Annotated in this window: 13 protein-coding genes; 6 read left to right on the top strand and 7 right to left on the bottom strand. The window is 61.7% G+C overall.

The window, feature by feature from the left end:
* Positions 1-46: 46 nt before the first annotated feature.
* Together hemG and hemE are read right to left on the bottom strand one after the other, a co-directional pair.
* Positions 47-2,020: a protoporphyrinogen oxidase gene (gene hemG, locus HED64_RS06750; protein WP_342590663.1), complete on the bottom strand. Its 1,974-nt coding sequence runs from the start codon at positions 2,018-2,020 to the stop codon at positions 47-49.
* A gap of 117 nt (positions 2,021-2,137) precedes the next feature.
* The gene (hemE, locus tag HED64_RS06745) at positions 2,138-3,208 is read right to left on the bottom strand and encodes a uroporphyrinogen decarboxylase (protein ID WP_168151306.1); all 1,071 of its coding nucleotides are present in this window, start codon (positions 3,206-3,208) and stop codon (positions 2,138-2,140) included.
* A gap of 137 nt (positions 3,209-3,345) precedes the next feature.
* Here hemE and HED64_RS06740 point away from each other — a divergent pair, with 137 nt between their 5' ends.
* A complete protein-coding gene (locus tag HED64_RS06740) occupies positions 3,346-4,710 on the top strand; it encodes a glutamyl-tRNA reductase (protein WP_168151305.1) in 1,365 nt (454 codons plus the stop codon).
* Between the two features lie 94 nt (positions 4,711-4,804).
* Here the strand turns inward: HED64_RS06740 and moeB are convergent, their stop codons facing one another.
* On the bottom strand, positions 4,805-6,028 hold the full coding sequence (gene moeB, locus HED64_RS06735; protein WP_168151304.1) for a molybdopterin-synthase adenylyltransferase MoeB: 1,224 nt from the start codon (positions 6,026-6,028) through the stop codon (positions 4,805-4,807).
* A 171-nt stretch (positions 6,029-6,199) separates the two neighbouring features.
* On the opposite strand from moeB, the gene HED64_RS06730 reads away from it, so the two are divergent.
* Positions 6,200-6,781 carry a TetR/AcrR family transcriptional regulator gene (locus HED64_RS06730; RefSeq protein WP_168151462.1) on the top strand — a complete coding sequence of 194 codons (582 nt, stop codon included), beginning with the start codon at positions 6,200-6,202 and terminating at the stop codon, positions 6,779-6,781.
* A 70-nt stretch (positions 6,782-6,851) separates the two neighbouring features.
* On the top strand, positions 6,852-7,073 hold the full coding sequence (locus HED64_RS06725; protein ID WP_168151303.1) for a DUF3107 domain-containing protein: 222 nt from the start codon (positions 6,852-6,854) through the stop codon (positions 7,071-7,073).
* 106 nt (positions 7,074-7,179) lie between these two features.
* Here HED64_RS06725 and HED64_RS06720 read toward each other — a convergent pair whose 3' ends face one another.
* Positions 7,180-7,839 carry a 4a-hydroxytetrahydrobiopterin dehydratase gene (locus tag HED64_RS06720; protein WP_168151302.1) on the bottom strand — a complete coding sequence of 220 codons (660 nt, stop codon included), beginning with the start codon at positions 7,837-7,839 and terminating at the stop codon, positions 7,180-7,182.
* 74 nt (positions 7,840-7,913) lie between these two features.
* Entirely contained in the window at positions 7,914-8,594 is a 681-nt protein-coding gene (locus HED64_RS06715; RefSeq protein ID WP_132358460.1) for a ferritin-like fold-containing protein, read from the bottom strand.
* A gap of 75 nt (positions 8,595-8,669) precedes the next feature.
* On the opposite strand from HED64_RS06715, the gene HED64_RS06710 reads away from it, so the two are divergent.
* The 3 genes from HED64_RS06710 (at position 8,670) to HED64_RS06700 (ending at position 13,106) form a co-directional block, all read left to right on the top strand.
* Positions 8,670-10,127, top strand: coding sequence for an RNB domain-containing ribonuclease (locus tag HED64_RS06710; RefSeq protein WP_168151301.1), 1,458 nt, complete (start codon positions 8,670-8,672; stop codon positions 10,125-10,127).
* A 335-nt stretch (positions 10,128-10,462) separates the two neighbouring features.
* Positions 10,463-12,145, top strand: coding sequence for a DEAD/DEAH box helicase (locus HED64_RS06705; RefSeq protein ID WP_168151300.1), 1,683 nt, complete (start codon positions 10,463-10,465; stop codon positions 12,143-12,145).
* 19 nt (positions 12,146-12,164) lie between these two features.
* Positions 12,165-13,106, top strand: coding sequence for a DNA-methyltransferase (locus HED64_RS06700; RefSeq protein WP_245325787.1), 942 nt, complete (start codon positions 12,165-12,167; stop codon positions 13,104-13,106).
* A gap of 206 nt (positions 13,107-13,312) precedes the next feature.
* On the opposite strand, the gene HED64_RS19645 is transcribed toward HED64_RS06700, so the two are convergent.
* Together HED64_RS19645 and HED64_RS06695 are read right to left on the bottom strand one after the other, a co-directional pair.
* Entirely contained in the window at positions 13,313-13,444 is a 132-nt protein-coding gene (locus HED64_RS19645) for a putative transporter small subunit (protein WP_210149342.1), read from the bottom strand.
* 24 nt (positions 13,445-13,468) lie between these two features.
* Positions 13,469-15,064, bottom strand: coding sequence for a sodium:solute symporter family protein (locus HED64_RS06695; protein ID WP_210149340.1), 1,596 nt, complete (start codon positions 15,062-15,064; stop codon positions 13,469-13,471).
* Between the last annotated feature and the right edge of the window lie 519 nt (positions 15,065-15,583).

The following is a 15,583-nucleotide window of genomic DNA, read 5'->3' as shown; positions in this document are numbered from 1 at the left end:
GTATCCCTTGCTGGGGAGCCGGAAGTGAGCTGTGCGGGCGGCGGGGTCAGCTCACGGTGATGCGCAGTTTCTTGCGTGTATCGCCCACCACCGCGGCAAGTCCGGTGCCCGAGAGCCAGGCACCAACGACATCCAGCCCCGGGTGGGTGGCGGCGATGGCACGGATCTGCGCCACACGCCGGGCATGTCCGGTGGTGGCGAAGGGCAGTGCTCCGGAGTAGCGAATCACGTCGAAGCCCAAGAGGTCTTCGGCGGAAATCACCATGCCCAGCAGCGCCGAGGCATCCTTCAGCGCCGCATCACGCAGCGTGCGGTCATCGGCATTAACCAACGCGGAGGCTCTATCGTTCAGCCGCCCGTAGGATAGCCGCAAGACGTGGGTACCGGGACCGGATTCGTCCCCCAACCACTGCCATTTGGCCGTGGCATGGGTCAGTGCCTTGGCGCCGATGTTATCCACACTGGGCGAGACCAGCAGGCCGGTGCCACGCGGTGCGTCATCCAGCTCGGGTTTATCCAGCACCAGGGTGACCAGCGAAATGCCGGCTCCGGTGCTCGGCCGATGCTCGGTGAACGCCTGATCAATCCCGCTCAGTAGCTCAACGGCCAGTTCGCCGCCGGTGGCAACCACCACGCGGTCAACCTGCAGCGCGGTGCCCGCTTCGCTGTGGGCGGCTGACTCACCGAGGGTGACCCGGAAGCCGGTGGAGTTCTCCCCCGGCGCTATGGCGGCGATTCGGCTGTTGGTTTTCAGTTCTACACCGGCGGCACGCAGGTCCGCGATGAGTGCGGTGGTGAGCCGGTTCATGCCTCCGCGGACGGAGGCAACGGCGGAACCGGCGGGTGCGGCGGCGCGCTTGGCGGCAACGGCCTTGGCCAGCGAACCGTGCTTCAACACCGCTGCGCGCAGCCCCGGGGCGATGGCATCAACGTCGAGGGTATCGGGATCTGCCGAATGCACCCCGGACACGACGGGGGTGACCAGGTTCTCCAGTACCGCCGAGCCCATCCGGGAGCGGACCAGGGCGCCGAGGGACATTTCGCCCTCAAGAATTTTCTTAGACACCGGAGTGATCAGATCCGCCGCGGCACGCAGCGCACCGCTGCGGCCCACCGCCGTGCGAACCTCATCGGCCCACGGGTCCCCGGGAATGCCCAAGATGCCGGTGGCCGGAAGTGGCTGGGCCACGTTGTCGTGCCCGCGCTTGAGGTACAGCCAGGCTCCCCCGGGTTCGGGGGTGACGATGTCCTCCCCCAGGCCGAGTTCGCCCAGCAGCTGTGCGACGGCGGTGGAGCGGGTGGCGAAGGATTCGGCGCCGGCGTCAAGACTCAGCCCGGCGACTTGGTGCTCGGTGACGCAGCCACCGAAGTGTCCCTGCGCCTCGTGGAGAGCCACCCGGTGACCGCTCATGACCAGTTCGCGGGCCGCAACCAATCCGGAGATGCCGCCGCCGATGACTAGGGCCAGTGGTCCGCTCGGTGCCGCAGGGGCCGGGGCGGTGGTTTCGGTCCCACGGGCGCGGTGCAGCAGGCGCATCGCGTGGGCAGCGGCATTTGAGGCGACGGGGCTTCGACGTGCCTTAGTTGCCGGCACCTCGGTACTCGGTGCGACCTCTGGGGTCAGTGCTGCTTCGGGGGCCGGGACAACCTCGGGGGTTGGTTCCGGGGCCACCGGCGCTGGCTCACTGGCGACGCCTGGCTCGGCGCCTCCTACTGTGGTGGTTGATGCTTCGGTGCCGCGCTGGGGCGGGTGGGTGGCACCAGTTTCTGCACCTCGGGCGCGGTTGAGCAGACGCAGGGCGTGAGCCGCGGCGTTCGAACCGACGCTCGCTACTCGACCGCGTGCCACCGAGGCAACGACGGGCTCATTTTCACCGGTGGAGGTAAGCACCGCGTCTTCTTCGGTCCCACCAGGTGCGGTGCTCGTGCCAGCTAGCGATTCGGGGTCCTTCGCGGGATCCCCCGGCACACCGGCAGGGTCGGCCGACTCGCGGTTTGGCTGACCTTGGATCTTAGGCACCATCATCTCTTTTCAGGGAAAACGAACGTGGAACGTGATTCCGGGTTTCGGTGTGCTGCTGGTGCGGCGCGTGGCACCTCCAGCAGCACACCGATTCCTGGCAATGCTTCTTCTAGCTTAACGCCCGGCCACGGGGATCGAGTGAATAAGTTCGACCAGACGGGTCAGCGTCTCGGGGTTGGTCTCCGGCGGGACACCGTGACCTAGGTTCGCCACGTGTGAGACGGCGGTATCCCCGGCGGCCAGCACCTCGCGGACGTGCGCCTCGAGGACCTCCCACGGTGCGGTGAGCAAAGCCGGGTCGATGTTGCCCTGTAGCGGGATGTTCCCGCCCAGACGACGATTGGCCTCATCCAGCGGCAACCGGTAGTCCACGCCCATGACGTCGACTCCCACATCGCGCATCGCACCGAGTAACTCGGAGGTACCGGTGCCAAAGTGCACCAGCGGGACGCCGGTGTCTCGGACGTGATCCAGCGCGCGGGCCGAGGCCGGAGCGACGAAGTTGGTGTAGTCGCCCAGCGAGAGCGAACCCGCCCAGGAGTCAAAGAGTTGCCCGGCGGAGGCTCCTGCCTCGATCTGGGCGCGCAGGAAGGCACCGGAGGCGTCGGCGGCCCAGTTGGCAAGTTCTTCCCAGACTCCCGGCTGCGCGTGCATCATGGTGCGCGGGCCCATGTGGTCGCGGGACGGACGTCCCTCCACCATGTAAGCGGCAACGGTGAACGGGGCACCGGCAAATCCAATCAGCGGGGTATTGCCCAGCTGCTCAACCGTCAAGGCGACGGCCTCACGAATCGGATCCAACGCCGCATCATCCATCTTCGGTAGTGCACGCACATCGGCGGCGGTGCGCACCGGGGAGGCGAGGACCGGGCCGACGCCCGGAACAATGTCCACGTCGATGCCGGCCAGCTTGAGCGGGATGACGATGTCGGAGAAGAAGATCCCGGCATCCACATCGTGCCGGCGGACCGGCTGCAGTGTGATTTCCGAGGCCATCTCCGGGCGCAGGCAGGATTCGAGCATCTCCGTGCCCTCGCGCAGTTTGCGGTATTCGGGCAGTGAACGGCCCGCCTGGCGCATGAACCATACGGGCCTGCGGCTGGGCTTTAGGCCGCGGTAGGCGGAAATCAACGGGGAATTGGCGGTACGACCGTCCATCAGCGGGTGGTTCTGGCTCAACGTCATGGCATTGATTCTGCCAACATGTTGGCTCGAATAGTAATCCGCACGCCGCCAGCGAACACCACAAGACCCATGTGAGGGTCTAACCGATCACATCCGCTTCTCTACAACAGGTAGTAAGGGCTACCATGGGAGACACTGTGGTTCTATTATCTCTCGTTGCCTCCCATTCAGACATCGACCTCGAGACAGTGGCAAAAATTAGTGCCGATGCCTCCCAGGTCGCCTCAGTCGTGCTCGCTTCGGCCAGCCCGGTTGCCGGCGCCATCACCCTGGCCACCTGCAATCGCTACGAAATCTATTGCGAAGTTCCGCAATCGGAGGACGTTCCGGCAGCCCGCTCGGAGGTGATTACGCAGATCGCCGCCAGCACCGGCTTGAGCGAGGAAACCATCTCCACCGCCCTCATCTCAAAGACCGAGACGGATGTCATCGAGCATCTGTTCTCCGTCGGCGCGGGCCTCGACTCCGCCGTTATTGGGGAACGTGAGATCGCCGGTCAGGTACGCCGGGCACTGAATGAGGCACAGGCCTCAGGAACTGCCACCGGGTCCCTGGTTCGCCTCTTCCAAGCCGCATCACGCACCGCCAAGGACGTCGGATCGCGTACCACCTTGGGTTCACGCGGCCTCTCGGTAGTCTCCGTTGCCTTGGAGTTGGCGACCGATTTGAGCAATGACGCCGACTGGAGCACGAAGGACATCGTCATCTTCGGCACCGGTGCCTACGCCGGAGCCACCATGGCCCTGCTGCGCGAACGTGGCGCCCACAACGTTTCCGTCTACTCCGCGTCCGGCCGTGCCGATGCCTTCGTGGCATCTCGCGGCGGCACTGCTCTTGATGAGAGCACTCTTGAGGCTGCGCTTTCACACGCCGACATCATCATCGGCTGCAGCGGCTCGGATCACCGCCTGATGTCCAGCGACATCACCTCGCTGGATCGTGCAGAGCGCCCGCTGGTCGCCATCGACTTGGCCCTAACCCACGATTTTGACCCGGAACTCGGTGCGCTGGCCGGCGTGGATTTAATCACGTTGGAATCGGTGCGCATGGCCGCGCCCGAGGAACAGGCACAGTCACTGCGAGAGGCCCGCAGCATTGTGCTTGATGCCGCAGAGACCTTCGCCACCGAACAACGTGAACGCGCAGCAGATGCCGCCATCGTGGCCCTGCGTCGACACACGCAGCAGGTCTTGGAATCAGAGGTTGAGAAGGTTCGCGCCCAGCATGGCTGCACCGCGGCAGCCGAAGAGGTCGAATTCGCGATGCGCCGCATGATGCGCCAACTCCTGCATGTGCCCACGGTCCGTGCCCGTGAGCTCGCTGCCCAGGGACGCGCCGGTGAATACATTGAAGCGCTCGAGACTCTCTACGGGCTGGCCGTGGATGCGCCCGTGGCCCCGTCGATGAAAAATGCCGCCGGTTGCCCCGTCACCGGGACTCAGTCCGCTGCAGCACATCACGATGCACCGATGCAGTCTCCGGCACTACGTCAGGTCGGCTAATCGCTGCCTGATCGTCAGCTATAAACAACACGACGCCGTGGGGAACTAACGTTCCCCACGGCGTCGTGTTGTTTATCCGGTTCCTACCGCTGGATTAGTACGCGGGCAGGCTCGGGTTAACGTCGCTGATCCAGTCCAGAATCCCACCGGAGACATGGCGGACATCGGAATAACCAGCATCCAATAGATGGCGCAGCACCTCGGAGGATCTACCCCCGGACTTACAGTGCAGGATGATCTCACGCTCACGGGGAAGCTCAATTTCCCCCGACAGGATCGCCCCGCGCGGAGCCAGTATCGCCCCGGGAATCGAGACGATCTCCGCCTCCCCACTTTCGCGCACATCGATCAGCAGGAAATCTTCGCTCCCGGCCGCCCGGGCTTTGAGCAGTTCGGCCAGTCTGCTGGCGGAAATGCTGTGTTCCTTGGTGCGGCTGATTCCCGCGGCGTCCAGCTCGGGCATCGAGCAGAAGTCGTCATAACTTTCCAACAGCTCGGTGATCGGCGGCAGGCTTGGATCCGGGCGCAAGCTCACCTCGCGCCAGCGCATATCCAGTGAATCAAGAATCAATAGTCGCCCCAGCAGGCTGCGCCCCACGCCGGTGATCAATTTGATGGCTTCGGCCACCATGACGGATCCGACCTGCGCACACAACACGCCAAACACCCCGCCCTCCGAGCAGGAGGGCACGGTTCCCGGCGGCGGCGGCGAGGGGTACAGGTCGCGGTAATTGGGCCCGTGGGCATCCCAGAACACACTCACCTGCCCGTCAAAACGCAGAATCGAACCCCAAATATAGGGTTTCCCGGCCAGCGACGCGGCGTCGTTCACCAGATAACGGGTGGCGAAGTTATCGGTCCCGTCGAGCACCAGGTCATAGTCGGAAAAAATGTCGACGGCGTTGGAGACATCAAGGCGCTGGGCGTGCACCTGCACGTTGAGCAGCGGGTTCAGGTCCTTGATGCGCCGCGCGGCCGAATCGGTCTTCAGCTCCCCCACGCTGGCGGTGCCATGAATCACCTGACGCTGCAGATTGCTCACGTCCACCACGTCGTCATCGATGATGCCGATGGTGCCGATGCCTGCGGCCGCCAGATAGAGCAACGCCGGTGAGCCAAGTCCCCCGGCCCCAATGACCAGCACGCGAGCGTTCTTCAGCCGTCGCTGCCCGAGCATACCGATCTCGGGGATGATGATTTGGCGTGAATAGCGCAGCATTTCTTCCGGTAGCAGCGCCGGCGCCGGTTCAACCAGGGCGGGCAGCGCCCCAGGCTCAGCGGGGGCTTCCGGTACGCGGGGTCCTGCGGGAAAATCCATGTCTCAACCATAGTTCGTGGCGACGCGCTAGGGAACGTGGATGGTGAGCGACGCAACTCGTTACCGAAGAGTAGACTTGTTCGCAACGTCGCCCGCTGCAGGTGGGCGCACAGCTTTCGCGAAAGGGCCGATGTGACTATTCCCCAAATCCGGGCCGCCCGAACTCAACGGATGCCACGCGAGGCACGCCGCCGCCAGCTGCTCGATGCTGCGCAACAGGTGTTTGTTGCCCATGGATTCCACGGTGCTTCGATGGACGAGATTGCGGAAGTCGCAGAGGTCTCCAAGCCCGTGCTGTACCAACATTTCCCGGGCAAGCGCGAGCTATATCTGGCCCTGTTGGATGCGCACATGCACGAGTTCAGCACCCTGTTGCAACGGGCCATCGATTCCACCAGCGATAACAAAATGCGCGTCAGCGCCACGATCCGCGCATATTACGAGTACATCGCCCGTGATTCGCAGGCCTTCCGGCTCATTTTCGAATCGGACCTGCTCAACGATGGGGAGGTCGGTGGGCGGATCGAGGAATTCAACGCAACCTTCGCCCGGCAAATCGCGGACGTGGTTGCCTCGGACACCTCATTGCCTGCTGCTCAAGCACTGGTGATGGGCCGGGCATTGGCCGGTATGGCGCAAGTTTCCGCGCGATATTGGGTGGATATGGCCGACGAGGTACCGATGGAAGAAGCCAGCGATTTGGTCTCGCGTTTAGCTTGGCGCGGAATCAGTCGCTTCCCCAAAGAATCCTGACGTAAATTCAAAGCAGATGTTAGTCGGTGCCACCGGGTCCCGACACATGCAACAAACCAGGAAGGCCACCATGGACGTTCGCATTGGAATTCAGAATGTTGCCCGCGAGATCGTAATCGAATCCGCCGAAGACGCAGAGGTTTTGGCCACGCGCGTGTCCGATGCTCTGAGCGCTGGCGGGGAATTGCGCCTCACCGACTCCAAGGGCCGGCTCATGCTGGTGCCCGTAACGGGCATCGCTTATGTTGAGATCGGTGTCGAAGAAGCTCGCCGCGTGGGCTTCGCTCACTAGTAGCAACACCCCAGAGCACAAAATGGGTGAGGGAGGGACGTTTAACGTCCCTCCCTCACCCATTTAACTCTTCAGGTCCGCCCCGAGCCGGCACCGACGCACACCGCTACTGAAATGGCGGTGGATCGAGTTGTTCATCGGTGCGTAGCGCGAAGCGGTTTCCTTCGGCGTCCAACAGGAACCCCGGGCCAGGACGTTCTGTCGGTTCTTGGTCGTGGTCCTGCTCCTGTGAGGTCGCAGACACATACTTCTCCACCACGATGCCGGCAGCGTTCTTGTCGGTGGGCGTGTTGAAGCGCAGCTGCGGATTACGACCTTGCGGATCCCGCAGTACACCATCGCGCCCGACTCGGTAGCCCAGAGCATCAATCCAGAACTGCTCCAGCGCCCCGGGATCGGCGCTCTGGATCACCAATTCAACATCCTGGTGCCGTTGCGGCACCGCCACGGCACCACAGTCTGCGGCGGCGAATTCCAACAGCGTGGCCAATGCGAGGTCCCGAAGCGTAATCTCGGATCCCACATCGTGCGAGGTCAAACTCAGGAAGATGGTGTTCCAGCGCCAATCGACGTCCGGGTGGTGGCCCTGACGCTCGGCGGCCTCGGCAACGATGGCCAAAAAGTCGATGGCTTCGCGCGAATCGGCAAATGACCACGCACACACTAGGGAACCGGAACGTTGACGCCAGGACGGCAATTCTTTCAGCGCTCGAGCGATCTCATAATCGGTCAACACCCTCGTGGGTGAGTCTTTTTCAAGGCTCATGGCTGCTACTCATTTCTTGTGGTGTTTAACGTTGCGGGTGGCGCGGCCGTCGGTGTGGCGCGTCGGGAGTGAGATTAGGCGGTCATTCCTAGTTGGCGCATCCGCCGGGAGTGGCTTTCCACCAGGGAAGCAAAGAGGGTGGTCATTTCCTGTCCACGATCCCCGCGCCCCTCGGCCTGTAGGGCACCGAAGTAGTCGTACTTCTCGCCGATCTCCCGGGCTTGGGTCAGTGCTTCGCCGAGCAGTCGACGCCCCCAGAGGGCCATTCGTGAAGCCCGCTCGGGGTGATCGGCGATGGCCAGTTGCAGGCGATCACGCAACCAGTCGGCATTGGCCTCGGTGCGCTTCACCTGGTGCACCAGATCGCGGGCTTCGGGTTCCAGCCCCGAGGCAATCAGCGAGTAAAAGTCTCCTGCCACCCCATCAATCACGTAGGCCTTGGTCAGGGATTCGTACCAATCCCCGGGCTTGGTCCGGCGATGCATCTCATCGAGGGACTCCATGAACGGTTCGATGACTTCCTGCGGATCCAGGCCACGTGCGGCAATAAGTTCACGCACCAGCTCAAAGTGACCGAATTCGGCCACGGCCAAACGTCCCAAGATTTCCCTGTCCACCAGCGTTGGAGAAAGCCGCGCATCGGAGGACAGATGCTCGAAGGAGGTCAGTTCCTGATAGGCGATCAGCCCCAAGAGGGCCAGTTCGGCGTCGTCGGCGGAGGCACTGGAACCAAAGGTCAGCGGGGTATCGGTCATGTATTTAGCGTACTAGGGGCCCAACACACGCGCGGCATCCGCCCCAGCACACCGTGGCGTGGTTATGCTGACGGTGTGAGCCACCAAAACATTGCACTGACCAAAGATGCCCGAAGCACCTCACTGGAACAGGCCCTTGAAGCCCTGGAAACAGAGTTTGAGGTGCGTGCCACCTTCCCAGCCGAAGTGCTTGCCGAGGCGGAACGCGCCATCAAGGATTTTGAACTTCCGGCGATCGACAGGCGCGACATCGAGCTGGTGACCATCGACCCAGCCAGCTCTACAGATCTGGATCAGGCCCTGCATCTTGAACGCAGTGGCCAGGGCTACGTGGTGCACTACGCCATTGCCGATGTCCCGGGGTTCGTGGCCCTGGGCGGCGCGCTGGACTCAGAAACACGGCTACGCGGGCAGACCGTCTATCTGCCGCACCGGCGCATATCTCTGCACCCCGAAGCCATCAGTGAAGATGCCGGCTCACTGCTGCCGGGCCAAGATCGCAGCGCCTACCTCTGGACGTTCACTCTGGATGCGGCGGGAGCCGTCACCGAAACCACCCTGGAACGTGCCGTGGTGAAGAGTCGAGAAAAGCTTAGCTACGTCGGCGTCCAGGAATCCCTTGATGCCGGCACCGCGAGTGAATTGCTGCAATTGCTGCGCGAAGTGGGAATCAAGCGCGTCGATTTGGAGCGCCAACGTGGTGGAGCGTCGTTGCGTATCCCGTCTCAAGAGGTTGAGTGCATCAATGGCACCTACACCATCGTGTCTGCTCCCCCGCTGGCGGTGGAGGACTGGAATGCGCAGATCTCGCTGATGACGGGCATTGAAGCAGCAAGGATCATGCTTGAGGCAAAGGTGGGACTGCTACGCACCATGCCTGCTCCTGCCGAAAAAGACATCAAGATCTTCCGTCTCGAGGCGAAGGCACTGGGCACCGTCTGGGATCCGGCCCAACCGTACGGTGAGTTCCTGCGTTCCCTGGACCTCAACGATCCGCGACAGCTTGCCCTGATGCACCGGGCCACGGGTCTCTTTCGCGGGGCGACCTATACGGCGATCGATGGCGAGGTTCCCGAGGATGTGATCCAGGCGGCGATCGCAGCACCTTACGCCCACACCACCGCACCGCTCCGCCGGCTTGTTGACCGTTTTTCGTTGCTGATCTGTTCCTATGCTTCCAGTAGGCAGGAAGTTCCGGAGGGCCTGCGCGCCGTTCTACCAACGCTCCCGAAGCTCATGGGCGACTCGAACCGACTAGTGAACACCATCGAACGTGCAGCGATTGACACCGTTGAGGCAGCATCACTGGCCCACCGCGTGGGCGAACGCTTCAGCGCGGTCACCCTGACCGGGATCGATGATGCGCGATCCAAGAATGGTTCACCGGCAACCGGTGGAACCCTGTTGGTGAAGGACCCCGCGGTGATGGCACCCTTTGAGGGCAACGCAGCGGCAGGCGTTGAGGTTGAGGTCGAACTCGTGCATGCGGATCTTGCCACACGTAAGGTGCTCTTCAAGATCATCGAGGCCTAAGGCGCTTTGCCCGCATCTGGTGGTGCGGGCAAAGCTCCGGCGTACTCTTTGCTCGCACCCGTTCGGGCGGGCAATGCCCAGAATTTACCGACGGCACGATATGCTGGAATGGTATAAGGATGCCCGGTCGCGAACCTTGAAAAGATTTTTGCGGGATTACCCAGCGACTTCCGCGCCCCACCCGCGGTCAGAACCACTTGACCGCATTGCTAAGCCTGCGATCGGCTCCGCTGGATGCACCCCGAATGTGGTGGGCCTCCGACCCTCAAGTCCCGACTGAACTCGGGACGGTCGTCGAGCACCCCAGCCCCGGTGCCTAAAAGAATGAGACCCCCGTGTCGAATACAGAACACCTGCTGACCGCCGATTCGGCGTCCGAAGCAGTGGACATCGAAGATTCTCTGTCCACCGATGAAACCCCGCACGAGCTTCCCCAGCTGACCTTCGCCGACTTTGGCGTGCGCGCCGACATCGTCGCGTCACTCACCGCTGCAGGGATCACCCACCCCTTCCCCATCCAGTCCATGACCCTGCCGGTGGCCCTTGGCGGGCACGACATCATCGGTCAGGCCAAGACCGGTACCGGCAAGACCTTCGGCTTCGGCATCCCCGCGTTGCAGCTCGTGGTGGGCCCCGAGGACGAGGGTTATGACCGGCTCCCGCAGCCCGGCGCCCCGCAGGCCCTGATTGTTGCCCCGACGCGCGAATTGGCCGTCCAGGTCGCCGCGGATATCGAAAAGGCTTCAACGCTGCGCAACGCTCGAATCGCCACGATTTACGGCGGCCGTGCCTACGAACCGCAGATCGAGCAGCTCACCAACGGCGTCGAAATCGTTGTGGGTACCCCCGGTCGCCTGATTGACCTGCACCGCCAGCGTCACCTGAACTTGAAGAACATCCGCATCGTGATCCTCGACGAGGCCGATGAGATGCTTGACCTCGGCTTCCTGCCGGACGTTGAGACGCTGCTGGCCGCCACCCCGGCGACTCGCCAGACCATGCTCTTCTCGGCCACCATGCCCGGCCCCGTCATCGCGATGGCCCGTCGTTATATGACCAAGCCGACGCACATCCGCGCTGCTGACCCGGACGATGACTCGATCACCAAGAAGGACATCCGCCAGGTTGTCTACCGTGCCCACCAGCTGGATAAGGACGAGGTGGTGGCCCGCATTCTGCAGGCCGTAGGCCGCGGCCGGACCATCATCTTCACCAAGACCAAGCGCTCGGCAGCCAAGCTGACCGACGAGCTGATTGATCGTGGCTTTGCCGCCGGCGCCATGCACGGCGACTTGGGCCAGGGAGCCCGCGAGCAAGCACTGCGTGCCTTCCGCAACAACAAGGTTGACGTGCTGGTCGCCACCGACGTTGCTGCCCGCGGTATCGACGTGGACGATGTCACCCACGTGATCAATTTGCAGTGCCCGGAAGATGAGAAGACCTACCTTCACCGTGTGGGCCGCACCGGCCGTGCCGGCAACAAGGGCACCGCCGTCACCTTCGTGGACTGGGAAGATGTTCCGCGTTGGGGCTTGATTAATAAGGCCCTGGGTCTGAACGTCACCGACCCGGTGGAAACCTACTCTTCCTCGGCACACCTCTTTACTGACCTGCACATCCCCGCTGGCACCAAGGGTCGTCTGCCGCGCAACGCGCGCAAGCTCGAGGGCTTGGCCGGCGAAAAGCTCGAAGACCTCGGCGAGACCGGTAAAAAGAACGCCACGCGTTCAACTGACCCACGCCGTTCCGAGCGCGGATCCGAACGTGGGTCCGAGCGCGGAGGCTCCACGGGTGGACGCCACGGTCATTCCCGCGGCCGATCCGACCGTCCGGCTCGCGAAGGCGAACGCCACCGCGAGACCGCAGTTGCCTCCGAGCAGGGCCCTGTGTCCGATTCAGCCGAGCAGGGCGCCGCGGCGACCGAGCGTCCGGCCCGCACTCGTCCCAACACGCGTCCGAACCGTAGCCGCACCCGACGCCGCGAGGGCGAAGTCGTGAACCGCGACGACGCCAAGTAGATCGACGCCAAGCCACTACATGACGTTGACTAGCTCTCCCGACGGGCCCATCGCCGATCCTTCAACGGACGGCGCTGGCGCTCGCCCTGCCCCCCAATGGGATCCGGCGGGACCCAACCTGATTGTCCATGCCCAAAACGCGGACTTTTTACCCACGTTGCCCGATGATTCCTTCACCCTGATCTATGTGGATCCCCCGTTTAACACCGGGCGTACGCAAAAACGTCAGGTAATGACCTCGGTCCGTGCGGCCGAGGGTGAAGGCGACCGGGTCGGATTCCAGGGCCGCAGCTACTCCACCCTGCGCGGGGACCTGCACAGCTATGACGACGCGTTTGATGACTACTGGTCATTCTTGGAGCCGCGCCTGCGCGAAGCCTGGCGCCTGTTGGCCGATGATGGCACCCTGTACGTGCACCTTGATTACCGTGAGGTGCACTATGCCAAGGTCATGCTCGATTCGATCTTCGGCCGCGAGTCGTTCCTGAACGAAATTATTTGGGCCTACGACTACGGAGCCCGAGCCAAATCGCGCTGGCCCGCCAAGCACGACAACATCTTGGTGTACGTCAAGAACCCGAAGACCTACCACTTCGATTCTGCCGAGGTCGATCGCGAGCCCTACATGGCACCGGGATTGGTCACGGCCGAAAAGCGTGAGCGCGGCAAACTGCCCACCGATGTCTGGTGGCACACGATTGTCTCCCCCACCGGTAAGGAAAAAACCGGCTATCCCACACAGAAGCCCGAGGGCATCTTGCGCCGGATCATCCATGCCAGTTCCCGTGAGGGCGATTGGGTCCTTGATTTCTTTGCCGGTTCGGGCACCACCGGTGCGGTGTCTCAAGCGCTGGGCCGGCGCTTCGTGTGCGTGGATGAGAACCCACAGTCGATCGCGGTGATGACCAAACGCATCCCCCAGGCCACCCTCGTGGAGAACCTGGATAGCGACCTCACGTAGAGGCGCTGGGGGCCAGGGCATTTAGTCCCCGCCCCACCTCATACCGAGGTTTCTCTCTTCAACGCCCTTCTCACCCCCCTACCGGAGGTGAGAAGGGCGTTGTTATTTAAGGTTCCAGCTGCCAACGGCCGTCATATGCCCGAGGGCCCGACGGGATAATCCGTCGGGCCCTCGGGGGAAGCTACATTCGTGGTCCACGGTGTTGTTTAGACCATGCCACGGCCCTCGGCGCGTGCCTCCCGCCATTCACGATAGAACGCGCGCACGATCACAAACAGAGTGCCGCCAACAATGACGGGCCAGATTAATACATATACGGTCAACCAAAAAATACTCAAGGCAGTCTCCTAATATCCTAGTCTCTACTTGCCAGCGACGTAGTGCTCGGAGCCGCTGGTCAGCGTCTCCACGGGGTCGAAGTCGCCCACACGATCCTTGATGGTGCTGAAGTCAAAGTCCTGCTTGGAACGAACCGACATGAGGTAACAAACCACTGTGGACACCGAGTAAGCGACGAGCGAACCACTAAGCACCGCATATTCATGCAGAACGCCGAAGGCGAACGGTGCGACGGCGATGATGGCCACGATGCCCACAATTCGTGCCACCTTGAGTCCGAAGAATCCGAAGCTCATCAAGGCCAGAACGACGCCAACGCCGACGATGGAAATAATATCCACCGCGTAGCCCGTCAGTCCGGTCATCGAGATCCATTCAAAGCGCACCGGAAGGAAAGCTGCCAGCGCGGCCAGCGTCGAGATGGTAAAGGCCATATTGGTCACCTTCTTCCAGTAGAAACTGGCGATGACGGGGAATACCAGAGCACCCCACAGCGCACCAACGAAGACCAGCAGCTCAAGAATATTCATCTTCCCGCTGGCGAAGAACAACCCCGCGGCAGTGGCCAGAATCATGGTGATGCGACCAACCAGAAGCATCGTCTTAGGATTCGCATTTTGCTTGCCGACAGACTGTCCGTAAATATCTGTCATTGCAATCGATGACAGCGCGGCAAGATCCGAATCCGCGGTGGACGAAAGGGATCCCAAGATCATGATGAAGAAGATGCAGAGGAGCACCGGACCCAGGTAAGTCACGGCCATCTGTGGAATCAGGTTGTTGGAATCGCCATCGATGGGGGTGATACCCGCATACAGTGCGATAACACCGAGCATGCCAAAGCCAATGATCGTGGCACCGTAACCAATGGTCGCCGTAATAAAGGTCGGCTTGATCAGGTCTTCACGAACCGCGAAGAGGCGTTGGGCGATCGTCTGGTTGCCAATCGCGTACGCCAAGACGGCAGCGATATAGGGAGCACCCTGATTCATGAAGGCTTCGGAGGAGAAGAAGTTCCCCTGCTGAGCCGAAAGGTTAGAGGCCCCTGTTTCGAAAAGCCCTGGCCCGCCAGCGGCGAAGAAGATCACCGGAATGATGATCACCACGGCGCCGAGCATCGCTACTACCTGCGCGAAGTCGGTCAGTACCGAGGCGCGGAACCCCGACCACAGGGTATAAAGCAGAATGCCGGCCGCTACGGCGATGATGCCCTGGCGGAAGCTAAACGGAGAAAGTAGAGCTATCAGCGCACCACCGGCAATGAAGTTTGAGGTCAACGATATGACGCTGCCCAAGATGTTGGACCCGGCAAGCATTAGCTGACTGGACCTACCATGGCGGGCGTACATGACCTCGGCCAGGGTGTGCGCCTTTGGAGCAACAGCACGGATTCGTCGACCGAAAGGGTAGATAAATAGAATCATCAAAGCACCCCAAAGCCCATAATGTATCGGTCCTGAAATGCCATAGGTGTAGCCCGACGTTGCCGAAGCATACATCGATGATGCCCAGATCCATGTTGCGGTCATGCTTGCAGCGGAGACTCCGAAACCAATTTTATTTCCGGCAGTCATATAACCGTCGGCATTTTCTTTCTTTTTACCGATAAAGAGAGACATGACAAACGTCCCTCCATAAAAAACAATCAACAATCCAATGACAACGGATCCCGCAAGGACTTGGTAATCCCCGTTTTGAAGATTCACATCCAACCTTTCTTCGTAGGAACGTCGCCGGCAACAATTCCACTACTTGCGCGCTGGCCATCTCGGGCACCATTGATCGATCTCGCTATCGCGAGTCGAGAGAGCATCCGGCAAGGACGCATTGTGAGCGCGCAGGCCACCGGAGATTCACACCGTGCACTTGGAAGACAGACTAATGTCGCTGGGAGGATATCCTCACGCAAACGCGATGCCGAATTACGTCCAAAATGACGGTTGAACTAACACCGCAGTGACCACCGATCGCTCCGCAAAATGTTGGAATAAGAATCAACAAAAACATTTCATACGGCGAAGCAACCTCATCGATAGTAACAGGCGCCACTCCCGAAGATGTACATGGAGTGAAGCGATCACGCCACGCCCCTCAGAAACGATTCTCCTAAAATAACGATTTCTTGCGGTACAGAACGC

Source organism: Paeniglutamicibacter terrestris (assembly GCF_012271785.1).
Classification (GTDB): domain Bacteria; phylum Actinomycetota; class Actinomycetes; order Actinomycetales; family Micrococcaceae; genus Paeniglutamicibacter; species Paeniglutamicibacter terrestris.
This window is presented reverse-complemented; position numbering and strand designations above follow the sequence as displayed.

Coding starts and splice junctions, on each gene's coding strand:
- hemE (WP_168151306.1), bottom strand. CDS start 3,208: ATGACGTTGAGCCAGAACCACCCGCTGATGGACGGTCGTACCGCCAAT.
- moeB (WP_168151304.1), bottom strand. CDS start 6,028: ATGGATTTTCCCGCAGGACCCCGCGTACCGGAAGCCCCCGCTGAGCCT.
- HED64_RS06730 (WP_168151462.1), top strand. CDS start 6,200: ATGCCACGCGAGGCACGCCGCCGCCAGCTGCTCGATGCTGCGCAACAG.
- HED64_RS06725 (WP_168151303.1), top strand. CDS start 6,852: ATGGACGTTCGCATTGGAATTCAGAATGTTGCCCGCGAGATCGTAATC.
- HED64_RS06720 (WP_168151302.1), bottom strand. CDS start 7,839: ATGAGCCTTGAAAAAGACTCACCCACGAGGGTGTTGACCGATTATGAG.
- HED64_RS06715 (WP_132358460.1), bottom strand. CDS start 8,594: ATGACCGATACCCCGCTGACCTTTGGTTCCAGTGCCTCCGCCGACGAC.
- HED64_RS06700 (WP_245325787.1), top strand. CDS start 12,165: ATGACGTTGACTAGCTCTCCCGACGGGCCCATCGCCGATCCTTCAACG.
- HED64_RS06695 (WP_210149340.1), bottom strand. CDS start 15,064: ATGTCTCTCTTTATCGGTAAAAAGAAAGAAAATGCCGACGGTTATATG.